9 protein-coding genes are annotated in these 12852 nt (G+C 45.8%); 8 read left to right on the forward strand and 1 reads right to left on the reverse strand.

Annotated elements, in window-relative coordinates:
* The first annotated feature begins 84 nt into the window (after window positions 1–84).
* From ED312_RS00430 to ED312_RS00465, 8 genes are all read left to right on the forward strand, one after another.
* Window positions 85–1038, forward strand: coding sequence for an MlaD family protein (locus ED312_RS00430; RefSeq protein WP_123214016.1), 954 nt, complete (start codon window positions 85–87; stop codon window positions 1036–1038).
* 44 nt (window positions 1039–1082) lie between these two features.
* The gene (locus ED312_RS00435) at window positions 1083–2387 is read left to right on the forward strand and encodes a (Fe-S)-binding protein (protein WP_123214017.1); all 1305 of its coding nucleotides are present in this window, start codon (window positions 1083–1085) and stop codon (window positions 2385–2387) included.
* A 63-nt stretch (window positions 2388–2450) separates the two neighbouring features.
* Window positions 2451–2897: an LNS2 domain-containing protein gene (locus tag ED312_RS00440; RefSeq protein WP_123214018.1), complete on the forward strand. Its 447-nt coding sequence runs from the start codon at window positions 2451–2453 to the stop codon at window positions 2895–2897.
* Window positions 2898–2990: 93 nt separating this feature from the next.
* Window positions 2991–3770 carry a (Fe-S)-binding protein gene (locus ED312_RS00445; protein WP_123214019.1) on the forward strand — a complete coding sequence of 260 codons (780 nt, stop codon included), beginning with the start codon at window positions 2991–2993 and terminating at the stop codon, window positions 3768–3770.
* 110 nt (window positions 3771–3880) lie between these two features.
* Complete coding sequence (locus ED312_RS00450; protein ID WP_123214020.1) at window positions 3881–4366, forward strand: ABC transporter ATPase; 486 nt, start codon at window positions 3881–3883, stop codon at window positions 4364–4366.
* Window positions 4367–4622: 256 nt separating this feature from the next.
* The gene (locus tag ED312_RS00455; protein WP_123214021.1) at window positions 4623–7538 is read left to right on the forward strand and encodes a glycoside hydrolase family 3 N-terminal domain-containing protein; all 2916 of its coding nucleotides are present in this window, start codon (window positions 4623–4625) and stop codon (window positions 7536–7538) included.
* Between the two features lie 69 nt (window positions 7539–7607).
* Window positions 7608–8735: an N-acetyl-alpha-D-glucosaminyl L-malate synthase BshA gene (bshA, locus tag ED312_RS00460; RefSeq protein WP_123214022.1), complete on the forward strand. Its 1128-nt coding sequence runs from the start codon at window positions 7608–7610 to the stop codon at window positions 8733–8735.
* 58 nt (window positions 8736–8793) lie between these two features.
* Window positions 8794–10200 carry a M14 family metallopeptidase gene (locus tag ED312_RS00465; protein WP_123214190.1) on the forward strand — a complete coding sequence of 469 codons (1407 nt, stop codon included), beginning with the start codon at window positions 8794–8796 and terminating at the stop codon, window positions 10198–10200.
* A gap of 179 nt (window positions 10201–10379) precedes the next feature.
* Here the strand turns inward: ED312_RS00465 and ED312_RS00470 are convergent, their stop codons facing one another.
* Entirely contained in the window at window positions 10380–12704 is a 2325-nt protein-coding gene (locus tag ED312_RS00470; protein ID WP_123214023.1) for a penicillin-binding protein 1A, read from the reverse strand.
* Between the last annotated feature and the right edge of the window lie 148 nt (window positions 12705–12852).

The following is a 12852-nucleotide window of genomic DNA, read 5'->3' on the forward strand; positions in this document are numbered from 1 at the left end:
AATTACACTTTTAATATCCGTAATCTAAAAAGCGTCTTAAGAAAATTATTTCTAAATTTGTTCACAACGCAAAAGTGAGAACATTTGAAGATATCAAGAGAATTAAAGACAGCTATAATAGTATTGGGCGGAATATTGCTTTTTATACTGGGATTCAGTTTTTTGAAATCCAATCCCATATTTAAGTCATACCGCACGTATTACGCAGTATATGACCATGTGGGAGGACTGGCAACCGGGACCTCGGTAAGCATTAACGGTTTTACCGTGGGGAAGATCATGGATATCCGTTTTCTGAACGAAAGAGGTAAATTGCTGGTAACGTTTTCCGTGGAGAATGACTTTGAGTTTTCCCAAAACAGCAAAGCCGTACTATTCGACACGGGGATCATAGGCGGAAAAGGTATTCAGATCGTTCCGGTTTTCGATGGCAGTCCGGTATCGGTTTCCGGGGATACCCTGCCTTCTTCCATAAAGCCGGGCCTGACGGAACTGGTAACGCAAAAACTCACTCCTTTACAGGCGCAACTGGGCAGTATGCTGGAGCATGCGGATTCTGTCCTTTCCGGTGTCAATACCATACTGGATGACGATACCAAGGCAAATCTCAAGGCCAGTATGGCTAATTTAAAGGACATAACCGAGAATTTTAAAAGCAGCTCCGTAGCTCTGAACGGTCTTTTACGGGATAACAAGGAAAAACTGGACAATTCGATCACTAATATCGAAGGGCTTACCGGTAACCTGAAAGATGTTTCCGATACGCTCGCAGCGGCCGATCTGGGCCGGACGATGGCGGAGTTACAGCAAACGATCAACGGTTTTAATAACGTAATAGCAAAAATAGACCGGGGCGAAGGTTCCGTAGGTAAACTGTTGAAAGACGAAGAACTTTATGATAACCTCACCGGGGCTTCCCTGCAGTTGGAGCAACTTCTGGAAGATATGAAACTCAATCCCAAACGGTACGTTCATTTTTCCCTTTTCGGAAAAAAACCGAAACCTTATGAAACTCCGGAGGAAGAAACGGAAAATTAATAAAGGAGGAAGAGTAAATCCGGTTTATAATCCAAAAACATACTATGGCTGTCATACCTAATATAATTTTTGCTGTTATTCTCTTTGCCGCGATCTTCTTTTTTGTGAGGAATGTCCGGAAACTGATCCGCAATATACGGATAGGGAAGGATGTGGACCGGTCGGATAACAAGCCGGAGCGTTTCAGGAAAATGGCCCGTATTGCCCTCGGGCAGCAGAAAATGGTTGTCAGGCCCGTGGCAGGTATTCTGCACATTATTGTTTACCTCGGGTTTATTATAATAAATATAGAAGTACTGGAGATCATTATCGATGGTCTTTTTGGTACTCATAGAATATTCTCATTCCTCGGAGGGTTTTATGCTGTTCTTATAGGAAGTTTTGAGGTCCTGGCCTTGTTGGTATTGGTATCTGTTATTGTCTTCTGGGTACGGAGGAATATTATCCGTCTGCAGCGTTTCCGGAAGCCAGAAATGAAGGGATGGCCAAAAAATGACGGAAATTTCATTCTGTATTTCGAAATGATTTTGATGGTGCTCTTCCTGGTGATGAACGCTACCGATGTTTCCTTTCAGCAAATGCAGGCGGGAAATGTGGTAAGCGGACTTATAGCGCCGTTATTTGAAGGGCTGCCCGGATCTACACTGCATATTATCGAACGAAGTGCGTGGTGGCTGCATATTGTCGGAATACTGGTTTTCCTGAACTACCTGTATTATTCCAAACACCTGCATATCTTACTGGCATTTCCGAATACCTATTTTGCAAACCTGAACCCGAAAGGGCGGATGGATAACCTGGAAGCGGTTACCAAAGAGGTAAAGCTGATGATGGACCCCAATGCCGATCCGTTTGCCGCACCGGCCGAAGGAGAAGAAAGCGCTCCGCCGGAAAAATTCGGAGTGTCGGATGTTGCCGATCTTAACTGGGTACAGCTTTTGAATGCATACACCTGTACGGAATGCGGCAGGTGCACCAGTGAGTGCCCGGCCAGTCAGACCGGTAAAAAACTTTCGCCGAGAAAAATTATGATGGATACCCGGGATCGTCTCGAAGAAGTTGGGAAAAATATAGATAATAATGGTACTTTTGTAGAGGATAATAAATCGTTACTGGATAATTATATAACCCGGGAGGAACTTTGGGCCTGTACTTCCTGCAATGCATGTGTGGAAGCCTGCCCGGTAAGTATCGACCCTTTGTCGATTATCCTGGATATGCGACGATATCTGGTCATGGAGCAGTCGGCGGCACCGGCCGAGTTGAACAATATGATGACCAATATAGAAAATAACGGTGCACCGTGGCCTTATAATCAAATGGACAGGCTTAACTGGAAGAATGAGTAAACAGAAACAAGTAAATTAAAGTATAACCAATCCAAATGAGGTCCGTGAGAGGACGCAGAAACTATGAAAAAGGAAGACGTAGAAAGGCTGTTGCACGACAAAGTAGAAGCAGGTGAACATGTAAGCCCGGTACTGCCCGAAGGAATAAAGAACTACCTGATCGACATTGATGGTACCGTAACGGAAGACGTGCCCAATGAAGAACCGAAACGTATGGCTACGTGTGAACCGTTTCCCGATGCTTTGACAACACTGAACAAATGGTATGAAGAAGGACATGTGATAACCTTTTTCACCTCCCGTACGGAGGATCACAGGAAGGTGACGGAAGAGTGGCTCGATAAACACGGATTTAAATACCACGGCCTGCTTATGGGGAAGCCCAGGGGAGGTAATTACCATTGGATAGACAACCACCTGGTAAGGGCTACAAGATATAATGGTAAGTTTACGGACCTTATCGAAAAAGAAGTTACCATCGAGGTATTCGACGATGGAAAGCACGACTAAAAAGTGTTTGCGATTTCGGGTCGACGGTTTGCAGAGGTATAATATAGTCTCAGTCCGGCGATCCGAAACCGTAAATCCAAAATTGTAAATTTTATGAAAGTACCTACCATGGCCGAAATGATGGCGGAAGGAAAACAGCCCGAAGTACTGTTCTGGGTAGGCTGTGCCGGAAGTTTTGATGACCGGGCCAAGAAGATCACCAAGGCGCTGGTAAAACTGCTTGATAAAGCCAATGTGGAATTTGCCGTACTCGGAACAGAAGAAAGCTGTACGGGAGATCCGGCGAAAAGAGCGGGTAACGAATTCCTTTTCCAGATGCAGGCGGTGACGAATATAGAGGTGCTTAATGCCTATGAAATCAAAAAGATAGTAACCGCATGTCCGCATTGTTTCAATACCCTGAAGAACGAATATCCTTCGCTTGGAGGTAGCTATGAAGTGATGCACCATACCCAGTTTCTGAAATCATTGCTGGAAGAGGGCAGGCTCTCTATAGAAGGCGGAAAATTTAAAGGAAAACGGATAACCTACCACGATCCGTGTTACCTGGGCCGAGCCAACGGCATCTATGAAGCCCCGCGCGATCTTATCCGGAAACTGGATGTGGAGTTGGTAGAGATGCGCAAATGTAAAAAAGCCGGACTTTGTTGCGGAGCGGGAGGAGCACAGATGTTTAAAGAGCCCGAAAAAGGAGATAAGGATGTCAATGTAGAGAGGACCGAGCAGGCACTGGAAACCCGGGCGGATATCATAGCGGCCGGTTGCCCTTTTTGCAATACCATGATGACGGATGGAGTGAAAAGCAAGGAAAAAGAGTCCGAAATAGCCGTTATGGATGTTGCGGAGCTCATAGCCAATGCCGAAGACCTGTAATTCATCCGGCTGATTAAGAGCTCAGAACCAGGAAAATACCTTCCGTATTCCGGAACTTCCCCGGCAGAAAACAGGATTATAAACAAATCAAAAAAAACAGCATTCCCATTATGTATATTCCTTTTAACGAACTCCCCGAAACATCGAGGATATGGATATATCAGGCCAACAGGAGCTTCACCGAAGAGGAGCTGACGGAGATCACGGCCAGGACAGAAGCATTCCTGAAAGAATGGACGGCTCACGGGGCTGCATTGCAGGCCGGTTTCGAGATCAAATACAAGCGTTTTCTTGTCATAGGGCTTAACCAGGATGTGCATACTGCTTCCGGATGCTCCATAGATGCATCCGTGCATTTTATCCAGCAACTGGAAAAAGACTATAATGTGGACCTGCTTGATAAAATGAACGTCTCCTATAAACAGGGAGATTTTGTGGCATATAAGCCCCTTACGGAATTTAAAAAAATGGCCAAGGACCGGGCGGTTTCCGGGAAGACGATCGTTTTCAACAACCTGGTCTCCAATAAGCAGGAATACGAAGAACACTGGGAAGTCCCTGCCGAAGAAAGCTGGCATTCCCGTTTTATAAAATAGATGAATTTAATGTCTGTATTGCCCGACCCGTAATTGCGGGTCTTTTTGTATCCGGGGAATACAGGTTTTTAGATAATTACATGGAAAATCCCGGAACTACCCGCTAAAAAACTCCATCACTTTCGTACTCCATCCTGTAAAAAAGTGCTTGAGCACACAAATCCTGCATTGTTGATAATCCTGTCAGTAAGTTTGTCTTTTTAATTTACCGAGATAACCGTATATTGCCTGTGTTTTCCAGAAAACAAGGTGATTTATGAAGAAAATATTGGTATTGCTGTTAGTGATCCCGGCGTGGTGCTTTGCACAGGAAACTGACCCTCTGTCAGTAGGAAATGAATATTTACAGCAAAAATGGGTAGACAGTATCTACAAGAAAATGAGCCTGAAGGAGAAAATAGGACAGTTGTTCATGGTTGATATTTTTCCGGAGAAAGGAGAAAAACAAGTAGAACGCGTAGAAAAACTGATCCGGGAGTACCATATAGGAGGCGTTATTTTCTTTAAAGGGCATCCGCATGAGCAGGCCCTGCTTACAAATAAATTCCAGGCTATGTCCGAAGTGCCCCTTATGGTGGGAATGGATGCCGAATGGGGCCTGGCCATGCGACTGGATTCTACATTCGCCTACCCCTGGAACATGACCCTGGGGGCAGTGAAAGATAACAAACTGATAGAACAGGCAGGATACCAGGTAGGAAAGCATGCGCGAAGACTGGGTGTTCACATCAATTTTGCACCGGATATCGATATCAATACCAATCCTGAAAACCCGATTATAGGCAACCGTTCCTTCGGAGAAGACAAATCGAATGTGGCAGATAAAGGTGCCGCCTTTGCCAGGGGCATGCGGAATGCGGGGATACTGGCCTGTGGAAAACATTTTCCGGGGCATGGGGATACACAGACCGACTCGCACAAAACGCTCCCCATAATATCTTTCAGTAAAACCCGGATCAGCAATGTGGAATTATTTCCCTATAATCGCCTTATTTCGGAAAATCTCGAAAGTGTGATGGTAGCCCACCTGGATGTCCCGGCACTGGAAAGCAGGTCCGGGTACCCGTCTTCCATATCCAAAAATATCATTACCGGGTTGCTTAAAGAAGAACTCGGATTTAAAGGGCTCATATTTACCGATGCCCTTAACATGAAAGGAGCTTCTGATTTTACTGCCCCCGGAGATATAGACCTCGCAGCTTTTAGGGCCGGCAATGATATGCTGGTGATGTCCCTCGATGTACCGAAGGCCGTCCAAAAACTTACGGAAGCTTATGAAAAGGGAGAGATCACCGAAGAAAGGCTGGCCTATTCCGTAAAAAAAATACTCAGGGCAAAGTTTAAAGCCGGGCTGCAGCGCTATGTGCCTGTACAGACCGCAAACCTGTATCAGGACCTGAATACCCGCAGGGACAGTATCCTGGAAGAAGAGATCTATGCCAATGCCATTACCGTGGCAAAAAACCAGGATAGCCTGCTGCCGCTTACTTCTCTGGAAGAAAAAAAGATAGCTTACGTACATTTCGGAGATGACCGGGGAGGAGATTTTTTAAAAGCCCTGAACCGCTACGCACGTGTGGATCATATTACTGCGGATAAACTCGATGAACTTCTCAAGAACCTGAAACCATACAATACAGTGATCATGGGGCACCACAGGTCCAACGCTTCGCCGTGGAAACCTCATGATTTTACGGTAAAAGAGTTGACATGGCTTTACGAAATTGCAAGAGAAAAGAAAGTGATTCTCACTACTTTTGTAAAACCTTACAGTCTTTTGAAGTTAAGCACGCTGGAGAATATAGAGAGTATTGTGGTCGGTTATGAGAACAGCCCGGTGGCACAACGCAAGGCAGCCGAAGTCATCTTCGGGGCTATCGGTGCCCGCGGGATATTGCCCGTTACGGCAAATAAAGAACTTCTGGTAAACACCGGCATCGAAACCGCCCCGTTAGGAAGGTTGCAGTACGGGATTCCGGAGAGTGTGGGAATGAGTTCGGATGTCCTTAAAAAAATCGATTCCGTAGCAGAAGATGCCATAAAAACCCTGGCTATGCCCGGAGCACAGGTACTGGTGGCCCGAAAAGGAAAAGTCGTTTACCATAAGAGTTTCGGCAGGCATACCTATACCGGGACAACCCCCGTAAGGAGCGACGATATTTATGACGTGGCTTCCCTGACCAAGATACTTGCCACACTTCCCCTGATAATGAAAATGGATGACGAAGAAAAAATAGCGATGGATTCTACCCTGGGGAGCATTTTGCCGGAGCTTAGAGGTACAAATAAGCAGGACCTTGTGGTTAAGGACCTTTTGCTCCATTATGCCGGGGTAAAGCCCTGGATACCGTTCTATCGGTTTACGCTGGATAAGGAAACAAAAAAACCGCTGGAAAAGTATTACCGCAAAAGTCCGCAGGGAAATTTTAATGTCAAGGTAACAGAGCATCTGTACATGAGGGAAGATTATAAAGACTCCATTTTTAATGAAATAAAAGAGAGCGATCTCCTTCCCAAAAAAGAATACCGCTACAGTGACCTCGGTTATTTCATATTGCAAAAATTTATAGAAAAAGCCTACGGGAGTACGCTCGATTCCCTCGGAGAAAAGTTTTTTTATGCTTCTTTGGGTGCGGACCACACGATGTTTAACCCTCTGGACCGGGGAGTGGGAAAGGAAAAAATAGTTCCTTCGGAAGCCGACGATTACTTTCGTTACGACGTCGTACAGGGATATGTCCACGATATGGCTGCAGCCATGAAAGGAGGGGTGTCCGGACATGCAGGTCTCTTTTCGGATGCCAATGATATTGCCAAAATCATGCAGATGTACCTTCAAAAAGGGTATTACGGAGGTAAACAATATTTTGAGCAAGGTACTGTAGATAAGTTCAATACCTGTTACTACTGCGACAGGGGTGTGAAACGAGGGCTGGGATTTGACAAGCCCCGGCCGGAAAGCCTGGGAAAAGAGATGTACGACAGGGTCCCGGAAAGCAGTTTCTGCCATTCCGGGTTTACCGGAACGTATGCCTGGGCAGACCCGGAAAATGAAATAGTATACGTATTTTTGTCCAACCGTACCTATCCGACAGCGAGTAACCGGAAACTTATAACCCGGGGGACAAGGACGGAGATATTACGCATTATTTACGACGCTATAAAAAATTAACAAGCACGATACGGAACAGAGAAGGAAAGTAAAACCTGTACCCTGAATCCGGACTCAAACACAACACACATGAAAATAGCTATAGTATGTTATCCGACTTTCGGCGGAAGCGGGGTAGTTGCGACCGAACTGGGCATTGCCCTGGCCAACAGGGGGCATGAAATTCATTTTATTACCTATAAACAGCCTGTCAGACTGGCCTTACTGAACAGTAATATTCATTTTCATGAAGTACATGTGCCCAAATACCCGTTATTTCATTATCAGCCTTACGAGCTGGCCCTGTCAAGTAAGCTCGTAGATATGGTAAAACTGCACAAGATAGAACTTCTGCACGTGCATTATGCCATACCACATGCTTATGCCGGTTATATGGCCAAGCAGATGCTTGCGGAAGAAGGCATTTCCATTCCTATGGTTACCACGCTGCACGGTACGGATATTACCCTTGTCGGCAGCCATCCGTTTTACAAGCCGGCCGTGACTTTCAGCATAAATAAATCCGATGTGGTAACCTCCGTATCCAGTAGTCTTCGGGAAGACACGTTACGACTTTTTGAAGTGAAGAACGATATTCATGTTGTTCCGAACTTTATTGATATGAACAAGTATAAAAAGAAGTTTGAGGACTGCCGCAGGAGCATGATGGCCGACGAAGGGGAAAGAATAATAACCCACATCAGTAACTTCAGGAAAGTAAAACGCATTCAGGATGTGATCAAGGTGTTTTACGAAATACAGAAAAAGGTGCCGGCCAAATTATTGATGATCGGTGAGGGGCCGGAAAAGGAAAAGGCCGAACTTATGAGCGAGGAGTTGGGAATAGCGGAAAAAGCTTTGTATCTTGGTAACAGTAACGAAATTGACCGGATTCTCTGTTTCTCCGACCTGTTCCTGCTTCCTTCCGAAACCGAAAGTTTCGGGCTCGTTGCGCTTGAGGCCATGGCTAATGGTGTCCCGGTAATTTCCAGCAATACCGGAGGGATCCCGGAGGTCAACAAAAACGGGGTAACCGGCTTTCTCAGCGAAGTTGGTGATGTGGCCGATATGGCACGTAATGCCATTAAACTGCTGACCGATGAGAACAAACTGGAAACATTCAAGGAAAATGCCAGGAAAGAAGCCGCTAAGTTCGATATAGAGAATATTGTTCCTCTGTACGAAGAAATATATCAAAAGGCATTTACGGTTGCATGATGAGATAATGCCCCGGTGCCCCCGGAGCCTGCTTTATTCCGAACCAAACCCATATACCATGAAAAAATCGATATTCCTGCTGTTTGTATTTGTCCTGTGTAGCTGGAGCTGTACGGGCCAGGAAGGCAGGACTGTGGATAAGCAGGTTTTGGATAAAGCCTTTGATGTTTTCCGGGAAAAGAGTATTACGGAACATATATTTACGCATAGTGACATCGAACCCCTCATACGCAAACGGGAAGGGAGCAATATTTTTTCTGTCCGTGAACTCGGCACGTCTGTAGAAGGGAGAAGTATCTACCGGTTGCGCTGCGGAAACGGGAAAACAAAGATCATGTTGTGGTCGCAAATGCATGGTAACGAAAGTACGGCAACCATGGCATTGCTGGATATTTTTAATTTTCTGGAAGGCAGGAATGATGATTTTGACGAACTGCGTAGCCATATACTGGAAAATACCACGCTTTATTTCATTCCCATGCTCAATCCGGACGGGGCCGAAAAATTCCGGCGAAGAAACAGTTATGATTTTGATCTCAACCGGGATGCCGTGAGAACTGCCGCCCCGGAATCTGTTATCCTGAGAGAAGCAAGAGCCGAAGAAGAGCCGGATTTCGGTTTCAATCTGCACGACCAGAATATATATTACAATGTTTCCGGAACTTCCAGACCTGCAACTATTTCCGTTTTAGCTCCGGCTTTTAACCGGGAAAGGGAAATAAATGATGTACGGAGACGTGCCATGCAGGTTATTGTGGGAATGAACCGGCTTTTGCAGGAATACATTCCCGGAGGGGTCGGAAAATATGATGATACTTTTGAGCCGCGGGCCTTTGGCGATAATTTCCAGAAATGGGGAACCAGTACCATTCTCATAGAATCCGGAGGATATCCGGATGATCCGGAAAAGCAATTTATACGGAAGTTGAATTTTTCGGTTATTCTTCATGCTCTTTCGGAAATAGCCTCAGGAGATTATGAACAATACCGGACCGAAGATTATTTCCGGATCCCGGATAACGATTCCAAACTCACAGACCTTCTTATCCGTAATGTGGAAGTGACGGGAAGAGAGGGGGAGCATTACCTTACCGATATCAATATCCGCAGAGGAGAAGAAACTCCGCATATTGCTGATCTGGGGGACCTGTCGGTGTTTTACGGGTATGAGGAGCTGGACGCCTCCGGTTATACGTGGATGCCTGGTAAGGTCTATGAAAAGACATATTCCTCGCCCCGTGCCATTAATCCCGACGAAGCGATGTCCCTGCTCCGCAAAGGATATGCTGCAGTTCGTATCAGTTCTTCGGAAAAAGACGAAAAAACAGACCTCCCCTTACTGCTCCTGGGAGAAAAAGAAAATCTGTCCGAAGGCCTGTTTCTAGGGAGACCGGCTTATTTTTTCCTCGTCAAAGATGGCCAACCGGTATATGCCATAGCAGACGGAGAAGTGATAAAGCTATAACATTCTGTCCACCGGCAGGGCCGGTAAGCCACTGATGTGTTCCGGGGTTGATTTGCCGGCGATTTACACCCGGAGCCGGGTAAGGTATCCTGTAAGATGATTTCTTTGAAATACGTAGCCGGACCGGGATGGTATTTTTAACGGAAATTCCCATTACTGTCCATTACGTACCGGCCTCTTTAGTCCCTGTTCCTTTTCTTACCTCCGAAAAGCCGCTTGAAGAACCCTTCTTTTTTCTTTTTTTTCTTTGCTTTTTTCCTGTTTTCCCGTATCTCCTTTTTACGGACTTCATCCGGATTTCCGAAGATTTTTTCTAAGAAAGTATCCTCGCGGATATTGTCACAGTTCAATTCTTCGAGAACAGAAGCCGATGTAGCCGGGAACCGGGCGGCAGTATAAGTGTTATAGGTGGTGTCCCTGCTCATTTTTTGCATGAATTTCGCAAAAACGGGTAATGCGGAGTTAGCCCCCTGTCCCATACTTGTACTGCGAAACCCGATGCGGTGATCGTCTGCTCCGACCCAGGTTACGGTTACGAGGTTCGGAGTAATGCCTACGAACCAGCCGTCTTTGTTGGATTGAGTAGTACCTGTTTTTCCGGCAATGGCATTTTGCAGTTTGTAGGAATATCGTATCCTGGATGCCGTGCCTTCGTTTACCGTGGCCTTCATCATTTCCAGCATCACCTGCCGGGTATGTTCGGAAAATGCAGGTCTGGCTGTCTGTTCCGGCTCGAATTCCACGAGCACGTTACCCTCGTTATCTTCTATACGGGTTATGAAAAACGGCTTTACGGGTCTGCTTTTGTTTACATACGCCGCGTAAGCTCCCGCCATTTCTTCCACACTGATCCCCGCTGTTCCCAGTGCCAATGAAGGGACTTCCGGGAGGGGAGAGACAATCCCCATTCTTTTGGCCATGGCAATAGTATTCGAAATGCCGGCATAGTCCAGTACCTTCACCGCTATGGTGTTTATGGAACGGCTCAGGGCGTATTTAAGGGAGTAGTTTATAAACTCTTCCTCTTCCTTATCCGTGGCATTGGAGGGGCTCCATCCGTCATATTCTTCATAAACTACTTTTTTGGGCGAAAAATAAGAACAGGGGTACAGGCCGTTTTCAAGGGCGGTGGTATACACAATCGGCTTAAAAGTAGAGCCTACCTGCCTTTTGCTCTGCCGTACATGGTCGTATTTGAAATGTTTGTAGTTGATACCCCCGATCCAGGTACGTATTGCGCCGGTATGCGGATCAATACTTATCATTCCCGTATTGAGGAATTTGAGATAATGCACTATGCTGTCTATAGTGCTCCTGTTCGCTATCGTATTTTCTTCCCAGTCAAAGAGCTCTATCTTTCGGGGTTTATTCAGGGAATCCATGATCTTTTTTTCATCCCAGCCCTGCTGTTTCAGGGAAAGATAGGGTTGTGATCTTTTTACGGCTTCTTCTTTTATCCTGGCATTTGCCATCCAGGGAGCCCGTTTGCCGTAACTTTTTTCGAACTGTTGCTGCAGTTTCGAAAGGTGTTCTTTCATGGCCTCTTCGGCTAACGACTGCATTTTGGCATCCAGCGTGGTAAATATCCGAAGCCCGTCCCGGTAAATATCGTATGTCTTGCCTTCGGAATCCGGGTTAGTTTTACACCATGATTCCACTTCCTTCTTTACCTGTTCGCGGAAATAAGGGGCGATACCTTCGTCATGAGAATACGCAGTATACCGCAGTTCGGTCGGAACGGTTTTAAGACTGTCATAAACCTCTTTGTCCAGGTAGTCATATTTGACCATCTGGTGGAGTACGGTATTACGGCGTTCCATACTTTTTTCAGGAAACAACCTGGGATTGTAATAATAGTTGGCCTTGAGCATACCTGCCAGGGTGGCCGCCTCATCTACGGACAGCAGTCTGGCTCTTTTACCGAAGAACTTATAGGAAGCACTTTCTATGCCATAGGTGTTATCGCTAAAGGGCACGGTGTTGAGATACAGGGCCAGGATCTCCTTTTTGTCATATACCTTTTCTATACGCCTGGCTATGATCATTTCACGTAATTTGTTTACCGCAATACCCAGCCTGCCGTAATTTTTTCTTTTGTAAAGGTTTTTTGCCAGTTGCTGGGTAATGGTACTGCCTCCGCCGGAAGAATCGTCACGGAGCAGGATACTTTTAAAGAATACCCGGAAAAAACTGCGGTAATCAATACCGTTATGATCGTAAAAACGAAAATCTTCCGTAGCTATCAGGGCATCTATCATGTTTTCGGGAATATCCTCATACGCGATGGACTGCCTGTCGAACATGTAGTATTTTCCGATGAGTTCCTCCTCCTGTCCGTATACTTCCGACGCTTCGGCCTGTACGATCTCTTCGAGTTCTTTCCTGTCCGGAATATGTCCCCACAGGCCAAAGTAAATACTCCAGTAAAACAATAAAAAAGCCAGGATAAGTCCGCCAATTACCAGGAGGGACCACCGTAACCATTTGGATTTGATCTTTCGCATACGCTAATATATACGCAAAACGAACAATATTAGTATGTCTGTTTGAGATTTTTTTGAATTCCCCGCATAAATTTTGTAGCTGTTTTGCTGAAAACAGCGTTTTTAGCGAAAATTTTCCCCTGATCTTTATCGGGTGAAATTTTCCGGA

The sequence above is a fragment of the Sinomicrobium pectinilyticum genome (assembly GCF_003725735.1).
Taxonomy (GTDB): Bacteria; Bacteroidota; Bacteroidia; order Flavobacteriales; family Flavobacteriaceae; genus Sinomicrobium; species Sinomicrobium pectinilyticum.

Coding starts and splice junctions, on each gene's coding strand:
- ED312_RS00435 (WP_123214017.1), top strand. CDS start 1,083: ATGGCTGTCATACCTAATATAATTTTTGCTGTTATTCTCTTTGCCGCG.
- ED312_RS00440 (WP_123214018.1), top strand. CDS start 2,451: ATGAAAAAGGAAGACGTAGAAAGGCTGTTGCACGACAAAGTAGAAGCA.
- ED312_RS00445 (WP_123214019.1), top strand. CDS start 2,991: ATGAAAGTACCTACCATGGCCGAAATGATGGCGGAAGGAAAACAGCCC.
- ED312_RS00450 (WP_123214020.1), top strand. CDS start 3,881: ATGTATATTCCTTTTAACGAACTCCCCGAAACATCGAGGATATGGATA.
- ED312_RS00455 (WP_123214021.1), top strand. CDS start 4,623: ATGAAGAAAATATTGGTATTGCTGTTAGTGATCCCGGCGTGGTGCTTT.
- bshA (WP_123214022.1), top strand. CDS start 7,608: ATGAAAATAGCTATAGTATGTTATCCGACTTTCGGCGGAAGCGGGGTA.
- ED312_RS00465 (WP_123214190.1), top strand. CDS start 8,794: ATGAAAAAATCGATATTCCTGCTGTTTGTATTTGTCCTGTGTAGCTGG.
- ED312_RS00470 (WP_123214023.1), bottom strand. CDS start 12,704: ATGCGAAAGATCAAATCCAAATGGTTACGGTGGTCCCTCCTGGTAATT.